This is a genomic window from Citrobacter sp. L55 (assembly GCF_002850715.1).
GTDB classification, from domain to species: domain Bacteria; phylum Pseudomonadota; class Gammaproteobacteria; order Enterobacterales; family Enterobacteriaceae; genus Citrobacter; species Citrobacter braakii.
Genome location: NZ_KZ559404.1, coordinates 295,520 through 319,679, shown reverse-complemented (window position 1 = coordinate 319,679; position 24,160 = coordinate 295,520). Strand labels below are relative to the sequence as shown.

The following is a 24,160-nucleotide window of genomic DNA, read 5'->3' as shown; positions in this document are numbered from 1 at the left end:
GGAGCGTCACGTGATAGGCAGACTCAGAGGCATCATTCTTGAAAAACAACCCCCGCTGGTCCTTCTGGAAACCGGCGGAGTAGGCTATGAAGTCCATATGCCGATGACCTGTTTCTACGAGTTGCCGGAAGCCGGGCAGGAAGCGATTATCTTCACCCATTTTGTGGTGCGTGAAGACGCTCAACTGCTATATGGTTTTAACAACAAACAAGAACGCACGCTGTTTAAAGAGTTAATCAAAACCAATGGCGTCGGGCCGAAGCTGGCGCTGGCGATCCTCTCCGGTATGTCTGCACAGCAGTTCGTTAATGCCGTTGAGCGCGAAGAGCTTGGCGCGCTGGTGAAATTACCGGGCATCGGTAAGAAAACCGCAGAGCGTTTGATTGTGGAAATGAAAGACCGCTTTAAAGGCCTGCATGGCGATCTCTTCACGCCGGCGGCGGACCTGGTCCTGACCTCTCCAGCCAGTCCTGCAACGGATGACGCCGAGCAGGAAGCGGTTGCTGCGCTGGTGGCGTTAGGCTATAAACCACAGGAAGCCAGCCGCATGGTGAGCAAAATTGCTCGCCCTGATGCCAGCAGTGAAACCCTGATTCGTGAAGCGCTTCGCGCGGCATTGTGAGGTAAAGGATGATTGAAGCAGATCGCCTGATTTCGGCTGTCAGCACGACCCCTGAAGATCTGGTGGATCGCGCGATCCGCCCCAAATTGCTGGAAGAGTATATTGGCCAGCCTCAGGTGCGTTCGCAAATGGAGATTTTTATCCAGGCGGCTAAGCTGCGCGGTGAAGCCCTCGATCACCTGCTGATTTTCGGTCCTCCAGGTCTCGGTAAAACCACACTTGCCAATATTGTTGCCAATGAAATGGGCGTTAATCTGCGCACCACTTCCGGTCCGGTACTGGAAAAAGCGGGCGATCTGGCGGCAATGCTCACCAACCTTGAACCGCACGATGTGCTGTTTATCGATGAAATCCATCGCCTGTCACCGGTGGTGGAAGAGGTGCTGTATCCGGCGATGGAAGATTATCAGCTGGATATCATGATTGGCGAAGGACCAGCCGCACGTTCGATTAAGATCGATCTGCCGCCGTTTACCCTGATCGGGGCGACGACGCGCGCCGGTTCGTTAACGTCTCCGCTGCGTGACCGCTTCGGTATTGTACAGCGCCTGGAATTCTATCAGGTGGCAGACCTGCAGCACATTGTTGGACGCAGCGCCCGCTTTATGGGACTGGAAATGAGCGATGAAGGCGCATTGGAAGTGGCACGCCGCGCCCGTGGTACGCCGCGTATCGCCAACCGTTTATTACGCCGGGTACGCGACTTCTCCGAAGTGAAGCATGACGGCACAATTTCAGCAGATATTGCCGCTCAGGCACTGGATATGCTCAATGTGGATGCGGAAGGATTCGATTATATGGACCGTAAGCTGCTGCTGGCGGTTATCGATAAGTTCTTCGGTGGACCGGTAGGACTGGATAACCTGGCTGCGGCGATTGGGGAAGAGCGTGAAACCATTGAGGACGTGCTGGAGCCGTATCTGATTCAGCAAGGTTTTCTGCAGCGAACTCCGCGCGGACGTATGGCAACGGTGCGGGCGTGGAACCACTTTGGCATTACACCGCCGGAAATGCCATAAGATCCAATAATCCCTGACGGCGCTACGCCTGGCAGGCCTACGATATGATGCAGGCCGGACAGGCGTAAAACAGATTACTTCAGTTCATCAACCATGGTGACGGCGCGACCAATGTAATTGGCCGGCGTCATTGCTTTCAGGCGCGTTTTCTCGTCTTCAGGCAGCGCCAGACCGTCGATAAACTGCTTCATACCTTCGGCGTCAACGCGTTTGCCGCGGGTCAGTTCCTTCAGCTTCTCGTATGGTTTTTCAATGCCATAGCGACGCATCACGGTCTGGATCGGCTCTGCCAGCACTTCCCAGTTATGATCCAGTTCATCCAGCAGATGATCGCGGTTCACTTCCAGTTTGCTCACACCTTTCAGCGTGGACTGATAAGCGATCAGTGCATAGCCAATCCCCACGCCCAGGTTACGCAGAACGGTAGAGTCCGTCAGATCGCGCTGCCAGCGGGAGACCGGCAGTTTGCTCGCCAGATGCTGCAGAACCGCGTTAGACAGGCCCAGGTTACCCTCGGAGTTTTCGAAATCGATTGGGTTCACCTTGTGCGGCATGGTGGAGGAGCCAATTTCACCCGCGATGGTTTTCTGTTTGAAATGGTTCAGCGCCACGTAACCCCAGACATCGCGGTCGAAGTCGATCAGGATAGTGTTGAAACGGGCGATGCAATCAAACAGCTCGGCAATGTAGTCGTGCGGCTCAATCTGCGTGGTGTACGGGTTCCACTGGATGCCCAGCGAGGTGACAAATTCTTCGCTGAACTGATGCCAGTCCACTTCCGGATAAGCGGCGATGTGGGCGTTATAGTTACCGACTGCACCGTTGATTTTGCCGAGAATTTCGACCTGATTGAGCTGGCGGTACTGACGCTCCATACGGTAAGCCACGTTTGCCATTTCTTTGCCCAGCGTAGACGGGGTGGCTGGCTGACCGTGGGTACGGGAGAGCAGAGGAATATCGCGATACTGTACGGAAAGATCTTTCACCGCGTCGATAAGTTTGCGCCAGTACGGCAGAACCACTTCGTCACGGGCGGTTTTCAGCATCAGCGCGTGAGACAGGTTGTTGATGTCTTCTGAGGTACACGCGAAGTGGATGAACTCGGAAACAGCGTGCAGTTCCGGGATATCCGCCACTTTCTCTTTCAGGAAATACTCAACTGCCTTCACGTCATGGTTGGTCGTACGCTCAATGGTTTTGATACGCGCAGCATCTTCTTCATTGAAGTTAGCGACAATCGCATCAAGGAAACCGATTGCGTCGGCAGCAAAAGCAGGAACTTCCTTGATCGCTGCGTGCGCGGCCAGTTTTTGCAGCCAGCGTACTTCAACTTGTACACGGAATTTCAGCAAACCGTATTCGCTGAAAATCCCGCGCAGCGCGCTGACTTTATCGCCGTAGCGTCCATCGACAGGGGAAACGGCGGTCAGTGAGGATAATTCCATAGATCACAACTCCGGGGTTAAATGAGCAAGAATTTGTTTAGCCTGAGTCGTCAGGCGATTACGAGAAAACATGAGTTGCAGACGGCCTCCACCAACCTGATGCCAGAGCACGGCAGCGCGAATGCCAGCCAGCAGGGAAGCGCGTACTTTAGCCTGAACCTGTGGGCTCTGAAGGATGGCCGGGGAGCCCGTAACCTGAATACGTGGGCCGAGTGGGCTGATGACGTCAACATAAATGCCTGCCATCGCACTCATCAACGTTTCTGACTGCAAATCAAAATGGTCCAGTTGGCGCTGCAAGCCGTTGATGCGGTCTCCCAGCGTGTCCATAGCGCCTTTAGCGGCTGACAGCTTACGCTCCAGCACCATCAGGCTTAACGTGTAGCGGGTGAGTTCCGCGTTCAGCCCCTGACGACTGCTGGCGTTGAGCACGCCGAGCATCGTTTCCAGACCTAAACGCAGGTTGGCCTCGCTACCGCCAAACACGCCCAGCGTAGAGCTGGGATTCATGTCGATGACACTGTTCAGTGAAACGTGCAATGCATCGGCATCACAATGCCCCTGGTGCGCCAGTTCCTGCACCAGGCGTGCCGACTGACAAATGCCTGCCAGAGCGAGGGTGATGTCATAATAATTCTTTGCCACGTTCACTGCTTCCTTGTATTAGATGTGTAAGTAATTATACCGGCAGAGGCAATCGTTGTTCGATAATGCCGCCGCCGAGGCACACTTCGCCATTGTAAAAGACAGCCGACTGACCCGGCGTTACCGCCGAGACTGGCTCGTCGAAAATGACTTCAATACGCTCAGCATCCAGCGCCTTAACGGTGCACGGAATGTCGGTCTGACGATAGCGGGTTTTCACCGTGCAGCGCATTGTGCCGGTGAACGGTTCGCGATCGACCCAGTGCAGCTGTTGCGCCACCAGGCCAACGGACATCAGACGCGGGTGTTCATGACCCTGAGCAACAACCAGAATGTTGTTCTCGACATCTTTATCCACCACGTACCACGGATCTTCCGTGCCTTCTTTCGTCCCGCCAATGCCCAGACCTTTACGCTGACCCAGCGTGTGGTACATCAGCCCCTGATGCTGGCCAATCTCTTCGTCATCAACGGTGATGATTTTGCCTGGCTGAGCCGGCAGGTAACGACCGAGAAACTCGCGGAACTTACGTTCGCCGATGAAGCAGATACCGGTTGAGTCTTTTTTCTTGGCCGTAATCAGACCGAGATCTTCGGCAATTTTACGCACCTGCGGTTTTTCCAGTTCGCCGACCGGGAACAGGCTTTGCGCGATTTGTTCATGACCGAGCGTGTAGAGGAAATAGCTCTGGTCTTTATTGCCATCAAGTCCACGCAGCAGGCGGCTTTTGCCGTCGACGTCGGCGCGGCGCACGTAGTGACCGGTGGCGATATAATCGGCACCTAAATCTTCGGCGGCAAACTCGAGGAAGGCTTTAAACTTGATTTCTTTATTGCACAGAATATCGGGGTTTGGCGTACGGCCCGCTTTGTACTCTTCAAGGAACAGTTCAAAGACGTTGTCCCAGTATTCTGCAGCAAAGTTGACGGTATGCAGTTCAATGCCGAGTTTGTCACAGACAGCCTGCGCATCTGCAAGATCGGCGGCCGCTGTGCAATATTCCTCGCCATCGTCCTCTTCCCAGTTCTTCATGAACAGGCCTTCTACCTGATAACCCTGTTGTTGCAACAGCCAGGCAGAAACGGAGGAATCGACACCGCCGGACATGCCGACGATCACTTTTTTTGGGCTTTCAGACATAGGAATACTCACGACATTGAACTTCAAGGCGGCATATTCTAGCACGCAGCCCCTTACTTGACACCCTCTGTAAACGGCCAGTTAAATTCGCCGATCATCGCCAGCGGGTAGCGCTGTCCGCTCTGATAGCAACGAATACTCTCCGCAACCAACGGCGAACGCAGATTTGGCGCTGAGAGAACCTCTTCTGCGCTGACCCAGCGACAGCAATCTATATCGCTGTCATGAGGTTCAGTAGCGCACATATTGGCAAGCTCGATAGAAAACAGAAAACGTAAAAAGGGCGTTTTGTCCGGCGCAATCCATTGATGCATCCGGATGAAGTTTTGCGGCTGCGCTTTGATGCCCGTCTCTTCCCACAGTTCGCGAGCGGCGGCTTGCACCAGGGTTTCATCCGCTTCCAGATGTCCTGCAGGTTGATTCCACAGGGCTTTGCCATTGATTGTTTCCTCAACGACTAAGAACTTATCTTCTGCATGCACAATGCAGGCGACCGTGACGTGCGGTTTGAACATACCTGTTCCTTATTCAGTTAGTTACATCCCGCCATTGACCGTTGGCGAGATTTTCCAGCGTGTAATCTCCCATGGCATAGCGGATGAGGCGCAGCGTCGGGAATCCAACATGCGCTGTCATACGACGAACCTGGCGGTTACGGCCTTCATATAAAGTAACTTTCAGCCAACTGGTGGGGATATTTTTCCGTTCCCGAATAGGCGGGTTTCTCGGCCACAGCCAGGTGGGTTCCTCTACTATTTCAATACCTGCGGGCAGCGTGGGACCATCATTGAGCGTCACCCCGGTACGCAGCGCATCCAGCGCTTCTGCTGTCGGCTCGCCTTCGACCTGGACGTAATAGATTTTCCCCGTGCGCTTGCCGGGTTGGGTTAACCGCGCCTGCAGCGCGCCGTCATTGGTCAGCACCAAAAGTCCTTCGCTGTCCCGGTCGAGTCGGCCCGCAGCATAGATTCCCGGCACGGGAATAAAATCTTTTAACGTGCTTCTGCCCGCCTCGTCAGTAAATTGTGGCAAAACATCGTAGGGTTTATTGAACAAAACCACGCGTTTTGGCTGGTTTTCTTTACGCTGTCTGGTGACTTGTCGTGAGCTGAATCGCTCAACCCGGTGATTTCTAAAAGAAGTTTTTTGCATGGTATTTTCAGATTATATCAATTGCCGCATTATAGCCTAAGAACGAGTGTCTTTCATGGCGACGAACATTAGGGTAGTATTGACATGCTCATTACAAAACATTAACAAAAAATTGCTCTAACGCATTCGTGCAGCAGGACGCAAACGCACATGCAGCGCGATGACAGACGAGCAGAACCAGAAGCGCTCGAAGGAGAGGTGAATGGAAAGCAAAGTAGTTGTTCCGGCGGAAGGTAAGAAGATCACCCTGCAAAACGGCAAACTCAACGTTCCTGAAAATCCGATTATCCCGTTCATTGAAGGCGACGGTATCGGCGTTGATGTAACCCCACCGATGATCAAAGTTGTCGATGCTGCTGTCGAGAAAGCCTATAAAGGCGAGCGTAAAATCTCCTGGATGGAAATCTACACCGGCGAGAAATCCACTCAGGTTTATGGCCAGGACGTCTGGCTGCCTGCTGAAACCCTTGATCTGATTCGTGAATATCGTGTTGCCATCAAAGGCCCACTGACCACCCCAGTTGGCGGCGGTATTCGCTCTCTGAACGTTGCCCTGCGTCAGGAACTTGACCTGTATGTCTGCCTGCGCCCGGTGCGTTATTACCAGGGCACGCCTAGCCCGGTTAAGCACCCTGAACTGACCGACATGGTCATCTTCCGTGAAAACTCCGAAGATATCTACGCAGGTATCGAATGGAAAGCGGACTCTGCAGATGCCGAGAAAGTGATTAAATTCCTGCGCGAAGAGATGGGCGTGAAGAAAATCCGCTTCCCGGAGCATTGCGGTATTGGTATCAAACCGTGTTCTGAAGAAGGGACTAAACGTCTGGTTCGTGCGGCGATCGAATACGCCATCGCTAACGATCGTGATTCTGTTACCCTGGTACACAAAGGTAACATCATGAAATTCACCGAAGGCGCGTTCAAAGACTGGGGCTACCAGTTAGCGCGTGAAGAATTCGGTGGTGAACTGATCGACGGCGGTCCGTGGGTGAAAATCAAGAACCCGAAAACCGGTAAAGAGATCGTGGTTAAGGATGTTATAGCCGATGCGTTCCTGCAACAGATCCTGCTGCGTCCGGCTGAATATGATGTGATTGCCTGTATGAACCTGAACGGCGACTACATCTCCGATGCGCTGGCCGCACAGGTTGGTGGTATTGGTATCGCGCCGGGCGCGAACATCGGCGACGAATGTGCGCTGTTCGAAGCAACCCACGGTACTGCACCGAAGTATGCAGGTCAGGATAAAGTGAACCCAGGTTCCATTATTCTGTCCGCTGAAATGATGCTGCGCCACATGGGTTGGGTTGAAGCGGCTGACCTTATCGTTAAAGGTATGGAAGGGGCAATCAACGCGAAAACCGTAACCTATGACTTCGAACGTCTGATGGATGGCGCTAAACTGCTGAAATGTTCAGAGTTTGGTGACGCGATCATCGAAAACATGTAATCCAGATACTGGGTTGTGTGAAAACGGGAACCGAGAGGTTCCCGTTTTTTTTATGCCTGAACTCGCGGTTGCGTAATACGTAAACCACTCACAATTGCTGCCAGCGAGGCCAGAATGCCTGCGGCTATCAGCGAGACGTGCGTTCCACTGTTGCCAAACTGGTTTAGCATCAGCGCGACCAGTGCGGCCCCGGTACTCTGACCCAGCAAGCGCGCCGTCCCCAGCATACCGCTCGCCCCACCGCTGCGTTCACGCGGCGCGGAGGTGATGATGGTGTGATTATTTGGGGACTGGAACAAGCCAAAGCCCGCGCCGCACAGAATCATCGGCCAGATGATATTAAAATCGGAGGGGGAAACGGGCAGCAGCACCAGCGAAAACAACCCGCTTGCCATCAACGCCATGCCCAGTGCGCCTAGCAGCCCGGCGTGAACGCGTTCAATCAGATATCCCGCCAGCGGCGCCATCACCATGGTTGCCAGCGGCCATGGCGTCAACAGCAGGCCTGTTTCGACCTCGCTGCGTCCGAGCACCGTTTGCATAAAGAAGGGCAGGGAAACCAATGCCAGCATTTGTGCGCAGAATGAACATATCGAGGTACAAATCGAGAGTGAAAACAGTGGAATGCGTAACAGGTCTACCGGCAGTAACGGCACCTCCAGCGCGAGCTGGCGTCGGATAAAGAAAAAACCCACCACCATAAGCGCCACAAGCTCGGCTCCAATCAGTTTTAGCGACTGTCCTTGTGCAAAGCCGCTGAGCGCCGTAATTAACAAGCCAAACGTTAAGGCATTCATTACCGCACTGGGCAGGTCAAAGCGTGGTTTAGTGCCGCGGGACGCATTGGGCGGCAAAAAGCGCATCGCCAGCAACAGGGCGACTATTCCCAGCGGGACGTTAATCAGAAACAGCCATTTCCAGGAGGCAATAGAAAGAATTGCTGCGGCAATGGTCGGACCCGCGGCCGAGGAGACCGCGACGATAAAAGAGTTAATCCCCATCCCTCGCCCGAGTTGACGCTGGGGATAAATAAGTCGGATCAATGCCGTATTCACGCTCATTAGCGCCGCACCGCCAAAACCCTGGGCGACGCGAGCCAGCGTCAGCATGTGCAACGAATCTGACAAGGCACAAAATAGCGATGCAAGCAGGAACACGACCAGGCCACACTTATAAATGCGCCGGTAACCGAACATATCGCCTAAAAAAGAGAGGGACAGGAGCGAAACGACGATCGCGATTTGATAGGCGTTCACAATCCAGATTGAGCTGGCAGGTGAGGCCTGAAGATCGGCGGCGATAGTTGGCAGGGCCACGTTCGCTATTGCACCGTCGAGTACTGCCATAGAAATGCCAATAACAATGGTTAAAATTGCGCCATATCGCTGGGGCAATGGCAGACCATCGGCCTGAATTTTTTCCATAGAAAGTCGATATTTGTGGAATTTATGATGAGAGTAATAATTTTAGCATTGATATTCAGGTGTTAGGTCGCAGATTTGTAACTAAGTGAGCAAAGAGCGATTGCGAGGGTTGGTACGTGAAATTATAATAAAAACCGGTTCTGATTTTTATAAAACACTCGAAAGGGGTGATAAATGGCAATCGCAGATCTGGATAAGCAACCCGATTCTGTATCTTCCGTGCTGAAAGTTTTTGGCATTCTGCAGGCGCTGGGTGAAGAGCGCGAAATTGGTATTACCGAGTTGTCGCAACGCGTCATGATGTCGAAAAGCACCGTTTATCGCTTTTTGCAGACCATGAAAACGCTGGGTTATGTGGCACAGGAAGGGGAGTCTGAGAAATACTCACTGACCCTGAAATTATTCGAGCTGGGCGCGCGCGCGTTGCAAAACGTCGATCTTATCCGTAGCGCTGACATTCAGATGCGCGAACTTTCGCGCCTGACCAAAGAGACAGTACACCTCGGTGCGCTGGATGAAGACAGCATCGTCTACATTCACAAAATCGACTCTATGTACAATCTGCGCATGTATTCCCGCGTTGGTCGTCGTAATCCGCTGTACAGTACAGCTATCGGTAAAGTTCTGCTGGCATGGCGTGACCGCGATGAAGTGAAGCAGATTCTGGATGGCATTGAGTACAAACGCAGCACCGATCGTACCATTACGAATACTGATGAATTACTGCTACTGCTGGATAAAGTACGTGAGCAGGGTTACGGCGAAGATAACGAAGAACAGGAAGAAGGCCTGCGCTGCATCGGCGTACCGGTGTTTGACCGTTTCGGCGTGGTTATTGCGGGGTTGAGTATTTCATTCCCAACGCTGCGTTTCTCAGAAGAGCGTTTACACGAGTATGTGGCAATGCTGCATACGGCAGCGCGCAAGATTTCAGAACAAATGGGCTATAACGACTATCCGTTCTAATCTGACGTAATCGCGAATGTAAAAAACCCCAGGTATTTTGTACCTGGGGTTTTTTATGAACAGTCATAACGTTACCTGGCGTAAATAACGTATCGAATGTAATGTTGCATTATTAGCCGTTATCGATAATGACCGTGCTTTTCCTTAACAGGGGACAATCCGACAGGCCAATGATACCGCTACTGGTGTGGACGTACTGTGCCGTGCTGGTTCCACGGGCAGTCAGATATTGGCATTGCAGACCCAGACCGGCAGCATTCTCCTTACTTCCAATCAAAATTCCATAGCCGCTCAATAATAAACCGATCCAAACCAGAGCTAACAACACAATAGCGCGGATAATCAGACGCATTACAACCTCTTATCTTTTCTCATTGTTATTAGATTAGCCTGTACACGGTATGAAACAAGTCAATCATTCCTAAAAAGATTGAATGCCTATACAGTTAACGCTGGGTTTAGGTAACGCATGATAATTTATAGACATAAGATGTGGAGTTGAAGAGTGGAGCTGGAGTGAAAAAAATTCGCTGGGTAGTGCTGATTGTTGTTGTACTGGTATGCATACTGATGTGGGCGCAGGTGTTCAACATCATGTGCGATCAGGACGTACAATTTTTCAGCGGTATTTGTGCCTTCAATAAATTTATTCCCTGGTAAGCGCATTTTCGCAACAGTTGATTACCTTCTTGTGCGGCAGTGGTAAACTACACTGTCTACATTGAGGTGGTAAAATGAACGAAGTTTTGAATTCTGGCGCGTTGAGTTTTGCGTCTTTAGCGGTATCGGTGGTGGTTCTGATTGTTGGGCTTGTTCTTTGGTTTTTTATCAATCGGGCAAGTTCGCGTACTAACGAGCAGATTGAGCTGCTTGAGGCATTGTTAGATCAGCAAAAAAGACAGAATGCTTTGTTACGTCGCCTTTGCGAAGCTAACGAACCCGAGAAAGCAGCAGAGCCTAGTGCACTGCCCATTAAGGATGAAGACGATGACATCATCCGCCTGGTAGCTGAGCGGTAAAAAAGGTATGGCAGGATGAGGAAAGGCTGTTGTTGTTCTCAGTTGCTTCATCCTGTCGTCAGCGCGTCAGATTATTTTCTTCTGTCCCCGTCGTGTAATTGGCGGCCGGGCAGTCATCTATTCTCAGTATTTTCAGATGCTCCGCCTAATTAATATCTTATCCCCAGTCTGATATAAATATAATCTTCCATACGTAAAAAATATGATTATGTCATTTTTGTGATAACGATCGTTTTATTAACAGCGAAACGTTTCTCTTACTTTTTTTGTGCCTTGTCATCATTCTTTCATTATTTTGGTGCAAAACCAGAAGGCGGATCTCATTTTTACGCTTGTGACATTTTATGCATTACTAAGCATAAAAAATGATATCTGGCAGAACTCGTAACAGATAACCTGGAACAACTGAACCTATTGAGCTATGGTAGAAATATCCCAGCTATGGCGCAAGTCAGGCGGGGACAGGGGAGAGAGGCGAGAATATAATTCTACTCGATCTGGCGCATAACTGTGCAGTTGCTGTTTGATGGACGACGGGATTTGTGCGACCGATCGAGACACGTTTAAAAATGGCTTGCCATTATTAACGTTGTATGTGATAACACGTTTTGGGTTAAACGAGGTACAGTTCTGTTTATGTGTGGCATTTTCAGTAAAGAAGTCCTGAGTAAACACGTTGACGTTGAATACCGCTTCTCTGCCGAACCTTATATTAGTGCCTCAAGCAGTAATGTCTCAGTTTTATCTATGTTATGCCCGCGGGCGAAGAAAATACTCTAAGGAATTTTGCAAATGGCAAAGATTAAAGGTCAAGTTAAGTGGTTCAACGAGTCTAAAGGTTTTGGTTTCATTACTCCGGCTGATGGCAGCAAAGACGTGTTCGTACACTTCTCCGCTATCCAGGGTAACGGCTTCAAAACTCTGGCTGAAGGCCAGAACGTTGAGTTCGAAATTCAGGACGGCCAGAAAGGTCCGGCTGCTGTTAACGTAACAGCTATCTGATCGACACCACTGATTTGAAGCGCTTTTGCGCATCCATCTCAGATATAAAGCCTCGCTTATGCGGGGCTTTTTAATTCTAATTACGTCAAAATATTACTGAATGCCCATCCATTAGCGCTTTGTTGCAAAGGCGTGATGTTCGTAGCATAGTTTTCCCCGCTTTCTTGCGGCATTTCCCGTTAAATCAGACACCTGAAAAACTATCTTGTTGGAGTTCGGGTGAAAAAGAAAAACGACGGCGATGCGCGCAATTTTACTCCCGTACGTTTTGCCCTGCTTTGTGTGGCAATATTATTGAGCCTTGGATTGCTGCTGGGGCGGGTTGCGTGGTTGCAAATTGTCACGCCGACGAATCTGGTAAAACAGGAAGACATGCGTTCCTTACGCGAGGTGTCCATCGCTTCGCCGCGCGGAATGATAACCGACAGAGAAGGGCGACCGCTGGCGGTAAGCGTTCCGGTTAACGCCGTCTGGGCCGATCCGAAGACGATTATCAGCAAGGGTGGCGTTGGCTATAACGAACGTTGGCAGGCGTTAGCGAAAACGCTGCATATTTCGCTCAGCACGCTGGCTGAACGCGTTAACAGCAATCCAGCCGGGCGGTTTATCTATCTGGCGCGCCAGATCTCTCCTCAGCAGGCAGAATGGGTCGATAAACTGGATCTGCCGGGAATCAACCTGCGTGAAGAGTCCCGCCGCTTTTATCCCGCCGGACATGTTGCGGCCAATCTGATTGGTTTCACCAACATTGACGGTCAGGGGATTGAAGGGCTGGAGAAAAGCTTCAATAGCCAGTTGATGGGCAAACCCGGCTCCCGCCTGGTACGGAAAGACAAATTTGGCCATGTCATCGAAAATATCACGGAAGTGATGCCGGTGCCTGCGCATGAATTACAGCTCAGCATTGATGAGCGTTTGCAGACGGTTACTGAAGACGCGCTGGACAATGCCGTGACATGGAATAAAGCGGAATCAGGGGCCGCAGTGCTGGTCAACATTGCCACCGGCGAAATACTCTCCATGGCAAGCTTTCCCGATTTCAATCCCAATAACCGTGATGGCGCGGTGCTGGATGATTTTCGTAATCGTGCAATTAGCGATACCTTTGAACCCGGTTCAACCGTAAAACCACTGGTGATTATGACCGCTCTGCAGCAGGGGATAGTACAGCCTGACAGCGTGATTGATACTCATCCTTTTATTGTTGATGGGCATCGCATCCGCGACGTCGGATTTTACCCGGAGCTATCGCTGACCGGGATTTTGCAAAAATCGAGCGATACCGGCGTGTCACACCTTTCGCTGGCGATGCCGGTACAGAAATTACTGAATACCTATAAAAGCTTTGGCTTTGGCGATCCAACCGGACTGGGTTTAACCGGGGAAAGTCGCGGATTAATGCCTCAACGCCGCTACTGGAGCGATCTGGACCGAGCAACCTTCGCATTTGGCTATGGATTAATGGTGACGCCGCTCCAACTGGCGCATGTATATGCCACCATCGGCAGTTTTGGTATCTATCGACCCCTTTCTATTACGCGTATCGATCCGCCGGTAATAGGTACGCGGGTGATGCCGGAGGCGTTGGTTCACCAGGTTGAACATATGATGGAAAGCGTCGCGCTACCCGGCGGCGGGGGAACCAAGGCCGCGGTCAGAGATTATCGCGTCGCGGTTAAGACTGGAACGGCAAAGAAAATTGGCGATGACGGCAAATATGTCGATAAATATGTGGCCTATACGGCGGGCGTTGCACCAGCAAGTGACCCAAAGTTCGCGCTGGTTGTGGTTATAAATAACCCGCAAAACGGTGCTTATTATGGGGGGGCAGTCTCCGCGCCGGTATTCAGCCAGATAATGGGCGATGTCCTGCGTCTGGAAAACGTAAAGCCGGACGGTATGCCTTCCGGCTCCGATCATCTGCTGGTAATGCACGTCAGCAACGTATCCTCGCCGTCGCTGTAAGTTATTTTCCCAGGGCGCAATTCGCGTTACACTTGCGCCCTTAAGTCACCTGCCGGAGTTGTCATGTCGTTTTCCTGTCCTCTTTGCCACCAGCCTCTTACTCAAGCGAATAACAGTTTTGTCTGCCCTGGGCGGCACCAGTTTGACGTGGCGAAAGAAGGGTATGTCAACTTACTGCCGGTTCAGCACAAACGCTCGCGCGATCCGGGTGATAGCGCGGAGATGATGCAGGCGCGCCGGGTATTTCTCGATGCCGGACACTATCAGCCGCTGCGCGATGCAATTGTGGATGCGCTCACCCAGAGGTTGAGTTCAGAAGATGCGGCGATCCTGGATATTGGCTGTGGGGAAGGGTATTACACCCATGCGTTTGCCGATGCGCTGACGGGCTGTACAACCTTTGGTCTTGACGTCTCTAAAGTGGCGATTAAGGCCGCAGCCCGACGTTATCCGCAGGTGACCTTTTGCGTTGCCTCCAGCCATCGCCTGCCGTTTGCCGACGAGTCAATGGATGCCATCATCCGGATCTACGCGCCCTGTAAAGCGCCGGAGCTGGCTCGCGTGGTCAAACCGGGTGGCTGGGTTATTACCGCCACGCCGGGTCCGCGTCATTTAATGGAGCTGAAAGGGCTGATTTATGATGAGGTGCGTTTGCATGCGCCACACACTGAGCAACTGGACGGTTTTGTTCTGCAAGAGAGTCTTGCGCTGGGGTATCAGATGCAGCTCAAAGGTAGCGAGGCCGTTGCGTTACTGCAAATGACGCCGTTCGCCTGGCGGGCAAAGCCGGAAGTGTGGGAAACGTTAGCCGGTAAAACGACGTTTGACTGCCAGACAGACTTTAGTATTCATATCTGGCAGCGCCTGAATTAACCGTGGAAGTGTGCCCAGAGGATCTGGGCGCCAATACCTGTCAGTACCACCCCGCCCAAAATTTCAGCTCGCTTGCCCAGCATCGGGCCAATGAAACGACCGATCATCATGCCGAGCGTAGACATAATCAACGTGGCGCAGCCGATGGCCAGCGCTGTGGCAATAATGTTGACCTGCAGGAAAGCCAGACCCACCCCGACGGCCATTGCGTCGAGACTGGTTGCAATGGCGGTTGTGACCAGCAGCCAGAAGCCATGGCGGCGCTGTGGCTCTTCATCTTCATCCCCGTCGTCGCGAAAGCCTTCTATTATCATTCGTCCGCCTAAAAAGATCAGCAGAATGAAGGCGATCCAATGGTTCCACTCCAGTACAAATTTGCTGGCGAGCATACCCATGCCCCAGCCAATGAGCGGCGTAAGCGTTTCAACGGCGCCGAAAATAAGGCCGGTGCGCAGTGCTTCAGAAAATTTGGGTTTATGCAGGGTGGCGCCTTTGCCAATTGATGCAGCGAAAGCATCCATCGACATGCCGAAAGCAAGAAGAACAGTAGCGGTGAGATTCATAACAGCGTCCTGACCGGGGTATCCATAAAACACATCACTGCCCCCAGTAACCATGCATACAGGCTGGAATCACTGTAAATACAGCGCCATTCAGGTATGCATTGCAGTTGATGTGCCTATGGTCTCGCCTGACTGAACCTGTAAGATCAGTCCGTACGCGCCACGTTTTTCAACGAGTATGTTGACACGTACATTTCCGGAGTCTGGAAATCGGCTACTCCCCAACGACGGGCGCAACCTTAACATATTTTGAGAATATAAAACAAGAAACGCAGAAATAATATTTGGCCTCTAATTGAAAACGATTTTCATTTAGATTTATTTATAAATAAAACGTTAAAATAAATAACATTATGAGCAGTGGGATATAGCCTTAGCTATGTTTATTTTGGAATGGATATATATAAAACATAGTTCAGGCTATATTTTTTAACTCATTGATTTGAAATTAAAAGTTTATATATGTTTTCGAGATCGTCTATATTCCGTACGCGAATCAGTAATCTTCGATGTTCTAATTGCATCACCAGGACACCGTCTTCAGATAAATTCATCTCTTTAATCCGGTTATATTCAATCCAGACATTGGCGAAAAAAAAGCCTTTCTGTTTGAAGATGATTTTTGGCGTACGGATCCAGAACAGATACAGTCCCATCAATACCAGTGCACATAATAACCATGTGGTAAATTGCGCGCCGTGGCTGGTGATGTTGTTGTAGATAAGAATAGCAATCAAGCCAAGGAAGATAACGCTGTCGACTCTGCTACGAGGAAGCAGGGCGACAGACAGCAGAGTAGGGCCATTACGGCGGGGCATGATGAACTGATCGTAAATGGCATACGCCAGCAGCGAAAAGATAAAAAGAACCAGCACCAGGTCCGTGATAGTCATGAATCCTCAACCCTCTAAATAGAAAAACCGGGGGCAAGCCCCCGGTGATGTACAACAGTCTTACAGGCCGAGCAGTCCGACAGCGTAGCCCGCGATACCGATGACGAAGAAGCCAACGATGATCCACAGCGGGTTCACTTTTTTACGCAGCAGCCACATACAGGCGAAAGTCAACAGCAGAGGAACCAGACCCGGCATCAGCTGGTCAAGGATAGTCTGCACAGTGGTGACACGAGTCTGACCATCCTGACCGGTGATGGTGGAAACCACCAGCGGGATGTTTACGTGCGTCCACTTGTTAACCAATGCCCCCATGACAAACAGGCCGAGGATTGACGCCCCCTCAGTCAGTTTCTGCAGGAAGCCACCGCCCATATCTTTAACGATATCGATACCTTTACGGTAGCCGTATGCCACACCGTAGTAACGGGTTGCCAGACGAACCAGGTTAAACAGGATGAAGAACAGCAGTGGTCCAAGCAGACTGCCGCTCATCGCGATACCTGCGCCAAGTGCGGCGAATACCGGACGTACGGTACCCCAGAAGATCGGGTCGCCCACGCCTGCAAGCGGTCCCATCAGACCAACTTTGATACCGTTGATGGCACCATCGTCAATCTCTGCGCCGTTTGCACGCTGCTCTTCCATCGCCAGCGTAACGCCCAATACGGGGGCCGCTACGTACGGATGGGTATTAAAGAATTCCAGGTGACGCTTAATAGCCTGCTTACGTGCGTCGTTGTTTTCCGGGTACAAGCGGCGGATAGCCGGCACCATGGAGAAACAGAAACCCAGCGCCTGCATACGTTCGAAGTTCCAGGACCCCTGAAACAGGTTAGAACGAAGGAACACGCCACGAATGTCACTCGGAGTGAGTTTTTTCTCGGTGGTAGTTTTAGTCATATCAACCATTTCGCTCACCTGCTAGTCCAGTTCGTTATCGAGATCATTATTGCCAGCCGCAGCAGCAGGTGCACCGGCTACGCGGTTATATTTCGGGCTCAGTTGAATGTAGAGGATAGCCATTACTGCGCCAATCACACCCAGAGCAACCAGGTTGAAGTTAGTAAATGCCGCGGTGACGAAGCCGAGGTAGAAGAATGGCATCAGGTAGCCTGCGCGCATCATGTTGATGACCATCGCATAACCAACCACTACGATCATACCCCCTGCGATGTTCAGACCGCCGGTCACAACTTCCGGAATGGCATTAAGCATGCTCTGAACTTCACTGGTACCAACAGAAATCGCCACGATTACCGCTGGGATAGCGATACGCATAGCCTGCAGGAACAGGGAGGATACGTGCAGCCAGGATATCGCCGTCAGGTTACCGTTTTCTGCCGCCTTATCCGCTGCGTGCTGGAATGCTACGGTGATAGTACGAACGATGATAGTCAGTACCTGGCCTGCTGCTGCCAGTGGGATAGCCAGCGCGATACCTGCACCAATGCTTTGGTGACCCGCGATAACCAGAACGGTAGAGATAATTGAGGCCAATGCGGCATCAGGTGCAACCGCAGCACCGATGTTCATCCAGCCCAGGGCGATCATTTCCAGGGTACCACCGATGATGATACCGGTTTTCATATCACCGAGAACGGCACCAATCAGCGTACAGGCCACCAACGGACGGTGGAACTGAAATTCATCGAGTACCGACTCCATACCCGCGATACATGCGACGATGAACACCAGCACAATCTGAAGAGTGGTAATCTCCATTGTACTTCTCCTATTGCTATACAGACTTAAGTGTGAAAACTAAGTAAATGCCAGGGCGTTATTTCACCTTGGCAATCAAATCCATCATTTTCAGTTTCTGATCGGTAGAAACCTTACGAGCCTCGAGCTCAATACCGCGTTCGTTGAGTTTCTTGAAGGCTTCGATGTCTTTTTCATCGACAGAAATTGCGTTGTTTACCTGCGTTTTACCCTGACGGAAAGCCATACCGCCAATGTTTACAGAGGTAATTTTCACACCACCTTCAACGATACGTTCTACGTCGGTCGGGTTGGTAAACAACAGCATCACACGCTCACCTGCATATTTCGGGTTGTTGTAGACGCGGATCATTTTCGCGACATCAACCACATGCGCCGTCACACCCGGAGGTGCAACCTGGGTCAGCAGCGTTTTACGCACGGTATCGGCGGCAACTTCATCACTGACGACGATAATGCGTGTTACGTTGGTTTCTTTGGTCCAGCGAGTTGCCACCTGACCATGGATTAAGCGGTCATCAATACGCGCCAGGCCGATCTGCATATAATCGTTCGGACCCATCGGTTTGGCGGGAACTGCTGCTTTTGGCGCCGCGACTGGGGCTGGAGCGGCTTTCTCCACCGGTTTTGCTTTCAGCGCTTTCACGCCTTCGCTACCGGTTTCAACGGCCAGTGCTACTAATTCATCGAAGCTGGGGTTGTCATCACGCGCCATGAAGGTTTCAACCAGCATGGGAATGTTCACACCGGCGATGACTTCGTAATGCTCTTTATCGACGACAATGCGGCTCGCAGCGTTAAACGGGCTGCCTCCCCATGTGTCAACGAGAAACAGCACGCCTTTACTGGTATCGAGTTTTGCCAACTGAGCGTTGTACTTTTCAATCAGCGTTTCGGCATTTTCGCCTGGAACGAAATCGATCCAGCCGACGTTTTCCTGCTCGCCTAACAGCATTTCTGCTGTCTTAAGTAACTGCTCTGCAGCCCAACCATGTGTGCCTATTACAATAGCAATGGTCACTTGCTACCTCCTTTATTATCGTTAACACATCAACGTGAAGATGTATTTGAATCGTCGTCCGCAATCGAATCGATTCAGATAAGGGTTACAAAGAAAAACCTATGATTTTCGTGAATTATTTTAGATATCGAAAAAAATATTTTATGTGATGAAGATCCGTAATTTAACTTCCGATAAAAAGAAATTTCGAAGGGTAAAATATCTCCGAAACAACTTATTGCAAAGGAAGGTAAATCTTTGCTAAAAAACGGTTGTCTCTGTTATGTTTAGCATCGGTTTAATTACTCAGGAGTATAGGGCAGTAGCTCACCATATGGATCGTCACCGACGTCATTTCACCATCAGGCCGTATCAAGCCTGTCAGATTGGCACTTTTTGCCACAAATTTTCTCTGCAAATCGCTTCAACGCCTGAGATCCTCAGCGCGCAGTTTGGTCATTCCTTAAGCAGGAGCTTGTCATGGAATTATTAATGGACCCGCAGATTTGGGTGGGTTTGCTCACGCTTGTCGTTCTCGAAATTGTTCTGGGTATTGATAACCTGGTCTTCATTGCGATCCTGGCTGATAAGCTGCCGCCAAAACAGCGAGATAAAGCGCGTTTAATCGGTTTGTCACTGGCACTGGTTATGCGCCTGGGCTTGTTGTCCGTGATTTCGTGGATGGTGACGCTAACTAAGCCGCTATTTACGGTAATGGACTACTCGTTCTCGGGGCGCGATCTGATCATGCTGCTGGGGGGGATTTTCCTCTTGTTCAAGGCCACGACAGAGCTGCATGAGCGGCTGGAAAACCGTGAACATGATACCGGCCAGGCAAAAGGGTATGCGAGTTTTTGGGTTGTTGTGACGCAGATTGTCATCCTCGACGCGGTGTTCTCGCTGGATGCCGTTATTACGGCGGTTGGTATGGTCAACCATCTGCCGGTGATGATGGCGGCGGTCGTGATTGCTATGGCCGTGATGCTGCTGGCTTCTAAGCCGCTCACACGATTTGTGAACCAACATCCGACGGTGGTGGTGCTGTGTCTGAGCTTCCTGTTAATGATCGGTCTGAGCCTGGTTGCCGAAGGGTTTGGCTTCCATATTCCGAAAGGCTATCTGTATGCGGCGATTGGCTTCTCAATCATCATTGAGTTGTTTAACCAGATTGCCCGTCGGAACTTTATTCGCCACCAGTCGACGCTGCCGCTGCGTGCGCGCACTGCCGATGCAATCCTGCGTCTGATGGGGGGTAAAAGTCAGGCCAGCGCGCAGATGGAATCCGACAACCCGGTGCCGGTTCCCGTCCCGGAAGGCGCATTTGTGGAAGAAGAACGCTATATGATCAACGGCGTCCTTTCTCTGGCATCGCGTTCATTACGCGGCATTATGACGCCTCGTGGCGAAATTAGCTGGGTTGATGCAGACCTGAGCGTGGAGGAAATTCGCGAGCAATTGCTCTCGTCACCACACAGCCTGTTCCCGGTGTGTCGTGGCGAACTGGATGAAATCATCGGTATTGTGCGTGCTAAAGAGCTGCTGGTCGCGCTGGAAGACGGCGTGGATGTGACGGCCATTGCCTCTGCGTCTCCGGCTATTATTGTCCCGGAAACGCTGGATCCTATCAATCTGTTAGGTGTTCTGCGACGCGCTCGCGGCAGCTTTGTTATCGTCACTAACGAGTTTGGTGTAGTCCAGGGTCTGGTCACGCCGTTGGACGTATTAGAAGCTATTGCCGGTGAATTCCCGGATGCTGATGAAACGCCTGAAATTATTGCTGATGCAGGCGGTTGGTTGGTGAAAGGTGGTACCGATCTGCATGCGTTGCAACAGGCGCTGGACGTGGATACGTTAGTGAATGAAGATGAAGACATCGCCACGGTGGCAGGTTTAGTCATTGCCGCTAACGGCCATATTCCACGCGTAGGTGATGTTATCGATGTTGCACCGTTGAGCATTACGATTGTCGAAGCCAATGACTATCGTGTGGATTTAGTTCGCATTGTTAAAGAACAACCCGCTCACGACGAAGACGAGTAAGCGGGGTTAGCGAAACGGCATAACGTGCATACTGTGTCGCCCGTTATGCCGGGCGGGCGGCGGCGTGCTGCCCGCCAGCCATTTGGGAAAATCGCGCAGCGGCATCGGCTTTGCGTACAAAAAGCCTTGCAATAAATGTACGCCGTGTCGGCGTAAATGCTGTGCCTGCGCCTGTGTTTCAACGCCTTCCGCCACCAGTTCGATATTCAGTTTTTTCCCCAAAGCGATAATGATGTCTGTGACGGTTGAGTTCACGGCGTCTGTCCCGATTGCTGAGGTAAATGATTTATCAATCTTCAGCACATCCGGGCGAAGCTTTTCCAGCCAGGAGAGCGAGCTGTTGCCGGTGCCGAAATCGTCAATTGCCAGCTTTACGCCAAGCCGATTTAACTCGCGCACGACCCGATAATCCACATCCAGTAACGCATCGCGCTCGGTAAGTTCGATAACCAACTGCTGAATAGGGTGCTGGCTGAACCAGTACTGGTTGAGATCTTTTAGCAGCGTACCGTTACGAAAATGGCTGGCGGCAACATTAATCCCAATATGAAACTGGCTGCTCATCGGGAATAAGTGTCGTTGCTGAATGGTTTCTGCGATGACATGACGGGTAAGCGGCACAATCAGGTTGTGCTCCTCTGCGATAGGAATAAACACTTCGGGAGAGATCCAACCCTGGCGCGGGTTATTCCAGCGTAAAAGGATTTCCACTCCCATACATTGTTGGGTTTGCGCATTAAGTAGCGGCTGGCAAAACAGCTCGAATTCCCGTGCAGCAAGGGCCAGATTTATCTCCCAGGAGAAGCTCATTCTGCTGGCGGTCGCCAGCCATGCCAGGTAGCCCACTAAAAAACTTAGGATCACCGCCAGCGGCAGTTGTGTTGGCAAATGTTTTATAGCCAGTTCGCTGGCACCCGGACCGGTGACGCTGATAGTAAAGGGGAAATGTTGCGATGAGAGCTGGTAGCGTTTTTCATTATTCAGTTCAGGTAGCGTATCGACAACACCCTGTCCATATAGCAAATGGCGATTACCGACGGTTAAGCTGGCATGGGTAATTTGCGGTGGCTGGGGTTCAAGCAACATGGACGATAATAAATCAATATTCACGATTTCCAGCACGCCATCTGAGCCATCGGCAGATGCTGGATACCATTGCGTCAGAATCGGACTGCCCTTAATCAACGAATGGTCGGTAGACAGCAGCAATTGCGGCTCCCGACTGGGTAATTCAGGCTCCAGTTGGCGAATAGGCACATTGCGATAGCCAAAAATGCTGGAACAATAAAGGATCCCGCTCTGAATCAGGCTGATAGAACGTACCGTTTGCAGTCTGGCTGCATGCTTACTCAGAGGTAAACGCGCGACTGAGCAGGGAAGCCCAATCAGCGGTAGCAGTACATCGCGTCCGGTCTGTAGGGGCAAAAGCACGTCATCCAACTCTTCAACGGCGTGGTTGGCAAAGGTAACGGTATTGCGATGATTTAAATTACGCTCCGAAATAAATCGGACAGTTAATGTGAGAATGAGCGTCAGTAGTGCACATAATGTGCAGACGATTAAGCGATTCCGGCGATAGTTCTTGATGATCCTTTGCGCTGTTTGCATGCGGGCCGCCCGATAAGCCGTTGGTCACAGTAGCCAACAGCAACAGAGCAAGTGTAGTGGGGAAAATTACGCCAGACGAGGGAGAGGGGGCAAATTCGCCCATCCGTCGCAGATGGGCGAAAAATAAGTATTAGTCACATTGAACTTTGATTGCCAGGCCACCGCGTGACGTTTCACGGTATTTGGCATTCATGTCTTTACCTGTTTCGTACATGGTCTCAATGACTTTATCCAGCGAGACGCGCGGTGCGCTGGTACGGCGCATTGCCATACGCGCAGCGTTGATCGCCTTCACTGACGCAATGGCATTACGTTCGATGCACGGAACCTGTACCTGTCCCGCCACCGGATCGCAGGTTAAGCCGAGGTTATGTTCCATGCCGATTTCAGCAGCAACACACACCTGCTCAGGGCTTGCGCCTAACAGTTCAGCCAGACCCGCGGCAGCCATGGAACAGGCTACGCCCACTTCACCCTGACAACCCACTTCTGCACCAGAGATAGACGCGTTCATTTTATACAACGCGCCAATCGCGCCGGCCGCCAGGAAATAACGGGTATAGATATCCGGGCTGACGGACTCGATGAAATGATCGTAATAGGCCAGTACCGCAGGCACGATACCGCAAGCACCGTTGGTTGGCGCAGTAACTACGCGACCACCCGCGGCGTTTTCTTCGTTAACGGCCAGCGCGAACATGTTCACCCAGTCGATCACGTTCATCGGATCGTTGGACAGCTTGTCGCTGGAAACCAGCATACGACGCAGGGCTGAAGCACGACGAGGAACGCGCAGCGGACCCGGCAGCACGCCTTCGGTGTTCATACCACGATCGATACAAGCCTGCATGGTTTGCCAGACGTTACCAAAGTACTCTTCAATCTCTTTTTTACTGTGCAGAGCAAGTTCGTTCTGCATCGCCATGCCAGAGAGAGACAGGCCGGTGCTGTTGCAGTATTCCAGCATTTCGGTGGCAGATTTGAACGGATAAGGCACACTGACCTCGCCCGCGGCATCCTGACCAAAATGTTCTTCATCAACGATGAATCCACCGCCGATGGAGTAGTAGGTTTTGCTGTAAATGACGGTTTCGCCACTGTACGCGTGGATCTGCATTCCGTTTTCATGCAGCGGCAGGTTGCCGTTGTGAAAACGCATTCCGTCATTCTGCGGGAAATCCACTTCGTGCTGACCCTGCGCAAGCAGCAGGCGTCCACGCGTTTCCACGTCGCGGATAAATCCGGGGATGCTGTCAATATCTACGGTAGCAGGCTCATTGCCCGCCAGACCCATAATAATGGCGATATCGGTATGGTGACCTTTACCCGTGAGCGACAGTGAACCATACACGTCGACGGCGACACGAGTAACGCTGTCCAGTAATCCTTTTTCGACCAGGTCATCGACGAACTGTTTACCCGCCTTCATAGGCCCTACGGTATGGGATGATGAGGGACCAATCCCCACCTTAAACATGTCGAATAGACTAATCACGATAATACTCCTACAGGGCGACTGGGGTTTCCAGTAACGATGTTATAACTGCGCATAGTGTAAGAGGGAACGCGGCGATCGGCTTAACTATTCACATGAATTAAACTAAT

General features: G+C 51.4%; 26 protein-coding genes. 12 read left to right on the top strand and 14 right to left on the bottom strand.

Annotated elements, in window-relative coordinates; genetic code table 11:
- Positions 1 to 10 precede the first annotated feature (10 nt).
- Positions 11 to 622, top strand: a complete 612-nt coding sequence (ruvA, locus tag B9P82_RS15120; protein ID WP_016153412.1) for a Holliday junction branch migration protein RuvA — start codon at positions 11 to 13, stop codon at positions 620 to 622.
- Positions 623 to 630: 8 nt separating this feature from the next.
- A complete protein-coding gene (ruvB, locus tag B9P82_RS15115) occupies positions 631 to 1,641 on the top strand; it encodes a Holliday junction branch migration DNA helicase RuvB (protein ID WP_016153411.1) in 1,011 nt (336 codons plus the stop codon).
- Positions 1,642 to 1,715: 74 nt separating this feature from the next.
- Here ruvB and purB read toward each other — a convergent pair whose 3' ends face one another.
- The 5 genes from purB to rluE are packed head-to-tail and all read right to left on the bottom strand — an operon-like array spanning position 1,716 to position 6,024.
- Entirely contained in the window at positions 1,716 to 3,086 is a 1,371-nt protein-coding gene (purB, locus tag B9P82_RS15110) for an adenylosuccinate lyase (RefSeq protein ID WP_016153410.1), read from the bottom strand.
- Between the two features lie 3 nt (positions 3,087 to 3,089).
- Positions 3,090 to 3,731 (bottom strand): high frequency lysogenization protein HflD, encoded by a 642-nt coding sequence (hflD, locus tag B9P82_RS15105; protein ID WP_016153409.1) that lies wholly within the window; start codon positions 3,729 to 3,731, stop codon positions 3,090 to 3,092.
- Positions 3,732 to 3,765: 34 nt separating this feature from the next.
- On the bottom strand, positions 3,766 to 4,872 hold the full coding sequence (mnmA, locus tag B9P82_RS15100) for a tRNA 2-thiouridine(34) synthase MnmA (RefSeq protein ID WP_101700563.1): 1,107 nt from the start codon (positions 4,870 to 4,872) through the stop codon (positions 3,766 to 3,768).
- Positions 4,873 to 4,925: 53 nt separating this feature from the next.
- Positions 4,926 to 5,387, bottom strand: a complete 462-nt coding sequence (locus B9P82_RS15095; protein ID WP_016156801.1) for an NUDIX hydrolase — start codon at positions 5,385 to 5,387, stop codon at positions 4,926 to 4,928.
- A gap of 13 nt (positions 5,388 to 5,400) precedes the next feature.
- Positions 5,401 to 6,024 carry a 23S rRNA pseudouridine(2457) synthase RluE gene (gene rluE / locus B9P82_RS15090; RefSeq protein ID WP_101700557.1) on the bottom strand — a complete coding sequence of 208 codons (624 nt, stop codon included), beginning with the start codon at positions 6,022 to 6,024 and terminating at the stop codon, positions 5,401 to 5,403.
- A gap of 202 nt (positions 6,025 to 6,226) precedes the next feature.
- Here rluE and icd point away from each other — a divergent pair, with 202 nt between their 5' ends.
- Positions 6,227 to 7,477 carry an NADP-dependent isocitrate dehydrogenase gene (icd, locus tag B9P82_RS15080; RefSeq protein WP_003030769.1) on the top strand — a complete coding sequence of 417 codons (1,251 nt, stop codon included), beginning with the start codon at positions 6,227 to 6,229 and terminating at the stop codon, positions 7,475 to 7,477.
- A 50-nt stretch (positions 7,478 to 7,527) separates the two neighbouring features.
- Here the strand turns inward: icd and B9P82_RS15075 are convergent, their stop codons facing one another.
- A complete protein-coding gene (locus tag B9P82_RS15075) occupies positions 7,528 to 8,901 on the bottom strand; it encodes an MFS transporter (protein ID WP_047416598.1) in 1,374 nt (457 codons plus the stop codon).
- A gap of 174 nt (positions 8,902 to 9,075) precedes the next feature.
- Here B9P82_RS15075 and kdgR point away from each other — a divergent pair, with 174 nt between their 5' ends.
- Complete coding sequence (kdgR, locus tag B9P82_RS15070; protein ID WP_016156798.1) at positions 9,076 to 9,867, top strand: DNA-binding transcriptional regulator KdgR; 792 nt, start codon at positions 9,076 to 9,078, stop codon at positions 9,865 to 9,867.
- Positions 9,868 to 9,979: 112 nt separating this feature from the next.
- Here kdgR and B9P82_RS15065 read toward each other — a convergent pair whose 3' ends face one another.
- Positions 9,980 to 10,219, bottom strand: coding sequence for a YobH family protein (locus tag B9P82_RS15065; RefSeq protein ID WP_016153403.1), 240 nt, complete (start codon positions 10,217 to 10,219; stop codon positions 9,980 to 9,982).
- A 164-nt stretch (positions 10,220 to 10,383) separates the two neighbouring features.
- On the opposite strand from B9P82_RS15065, the gene mgrB reads away from it, so the two are divergent.
- From mgrB to rlmA, 6 genes are all read left to right on the top strand, one after another.
- Positions 10,384 to 10,527 carry a PhoP/PhoQ regulatory lipoprotein MgrB gene (gene mgrB, locus B9P82_RS15060; protein WP_016153402.1) on the top strand — a complete coding sequence of 48 codons (144 nt, stop codon included), beginning with the start codon at positions 10,384 to 10,386 and terminating at the stop codon, positions 10,525 to 10,527.
- Positions 10,528 to 10,601: 74 nt separating this feature from the next.
- Entirely contained in the window at positions 10,602 to 10,886 is a 285-nt protein-coding gene (locus tag B9P82_RS15055; RefSeq protein WP_101700556.1) for a YebO family protein, read from the top strand.
- A gap of 636 nt (positions 10,887 to 11,522) precedes the next feature.
- Positions 11,523 to 11,666: a DUF2627 domain-containing protein gene (locus tag B9P82_RS15045; RefSeq protein WP_006684179.1), complete on the top strand. Its 144-nt coding sequence runs from the start codon at positions 11,523 to 11,525 to the stop codon at positions 11,664 to 11,666.
- A 12-nt stretch (positions 11,667 to 11,678) separates the two neighbouring features.
- Positions 11,679 to 11,888 carry a transcription antiterminator/RNA stability regulator CspE gene (gene cspE, locus B9P82_RS15040; RefSeq protein WP_001062678.1) on the top strand — a complete coding sequence of 70 codons (210 nt, stop codon included), beginning with the start codon at positions 11,679 to 11,681 and terminating at the stop codon, positions 11,886 to 11,888.
- Positions 11,889 to 12,107: 219 nt separating this feature from the next.
- Entirely contained in the window at positions 12,108 to 13,853 is a 1,746-nt protein-coding gene (gene ftsI / locus B9P82_RS15035; RefSeq protein ID WP_101700554.1) for a peptidoglycan glycosyltransferase FtsI, read from the top strand.
- A gap of 63 nt (positions 13,854 to 13,916) precedes the next feature.
- Positions 13,917 to 14,726, top strand: a complete 810-nt coding sequence (gene rlmA / locus B9P82_RS15030; RefSeq protein ID WP_101700553.1) for a 23S rRNA (guanine(745)-N(1))-methyltransferase — start codon at positions 13,917 to 13,919, stop codon at positions 14,724 to 14,726.
- On the opposite strand, the gene mntP is transcribed toward rlmA, so the two are convergent.
- The 5 genes from mntP to manX form a co-directional block, all read right to left on the bottom strand.
- The gene (gene mntP, locus B9P82_RS15025; protein WP_143704277.1) at positions 14,723 to 15,289 is read right to left on the bottom strand and encodes a manganese efflux pump MntP; all 567 of its coding nucleotides are present in this window, start codon (positions 15,287 to 15,289) and stop codon (positions 14,723 to 14,725) included. The genes rlmA and mntP overlap by 4 nt on opposite strands.
- Before the next feature lie 434 nt (positions 15,290 to 15,723).
- Entirely contained in the window at positions 15,724 to 16,182 is a 459-nt protein-coding gene (locus B9P82_RS15020; protein WP_016153397.1) for a DUF986 family protein, read from the bottom strand.
- Between the two features lie 60 nt (positions 16,183 to 16,242).
- Complete coding sequence (locus B9P82_RS15015) at positions 16,243 to 17,094, bottom strand: PTS mannose transporter subunit IID (RefSeq protein ID WP_016153396.1); 852 nt, start codon at positions 17,092 to 17,094, stop codon at positions 16,243 to 16,245.
- A 12-nt stretch (positions 17,095 to 17,106) separates the two neighbouring features.
- Positions 17,107 to 17,907 carry a PTS mannose transporter subunit IIC gene (gene manY, locus B9P82_RS15010; protein ID WP_016153395.1) on the bottom strand — a complete coding sequence of 267 codons (801 nt, stop codon included), beginning with the start codon at positions 17,905 to 17,907 and terminating at the stop codon, positions 17,107 to 17,109.
- A 58-nt stretch (positions 17,908 to 17,965) separates the two neighbouring features.
- Positions 17,966 to 18,928 (bottom strand): PTS mannose transporter subunit IIAB, encoded by a 963-nt coding sequence (manX, locus tag B9P82_RS15005; RefSeq protein ID WP_047416602.1) that lies wholly within the window; start codon positions 18,926 to 18,928, stop codon positions 17,966 to 17,968.
- Between the two features lie 262 nt (positions 18,929 to 19,190).
- On the opposite strand from manX, the gene B9P82_RS29435 reads away from it, so the two are divergent.
- Positions 19,191 to 19,400 (top strand): protein YoaL, encoded by a 210-nt coding sequence (locus B9P82_RS29435; RefSeq protein WP_101700551.1) that lies wholly within the window; start codon positions 19,191 to 19,193, stop codon positions 19,398 to 19,400.
- Positions 19,388 to 20,947, top strand: a complete 1,560-nt coding sequence (gene yoaE / locus B9P82_RS14995) for a CNNM family cation transport protein YoaE (RefSeq protein WP_101700550.1) — start codon at positions 19,388 to 19,390, stop codon at positions 20,945 to 20,947. Before B9P82_RS29435 ends, yoaE begins: the two co-directional genes overlap by 13 nt.
- A gap of 6 nt (positions 20,948 to 20,953) precedes the next feature.
- Here yoaE and B9P82_RS14990 read toward each other — a convergent pair whose 3' ends face one another.
- Together B9P82_RS14990 and sdaA are read right to left on the bottom strand one after the other, a co-directional pair.
- Positions 20,954 to 22,555, bottom strand: a complete 1,602-nt coding sequence (locus B9P82_RS14990) for an EAL domain-containing protein (protein ID WP_053389063.1) — start codon at positions 22,553 to 22,555, stop codon at positions 20,954 to 20,956.
- A 130-nt stretch (positions 22,556 to 22,685) separates the two neighbouring features.
- Positions 22,686 to 24,050 (bottom strand): L-serine ammonia-lyase, encoded by a 1,365-nt coding sequence (sdaA, locus tag B9P82_RS14985; protein WP_016153391.1) that lies wholly within the window; start codon positions 24,048 to 24,050, stop codon positions 22,686 to 22,688.
- Between the last annotated feature and the right edge of the window lie 110 nt (positions 24,051 to 24,160).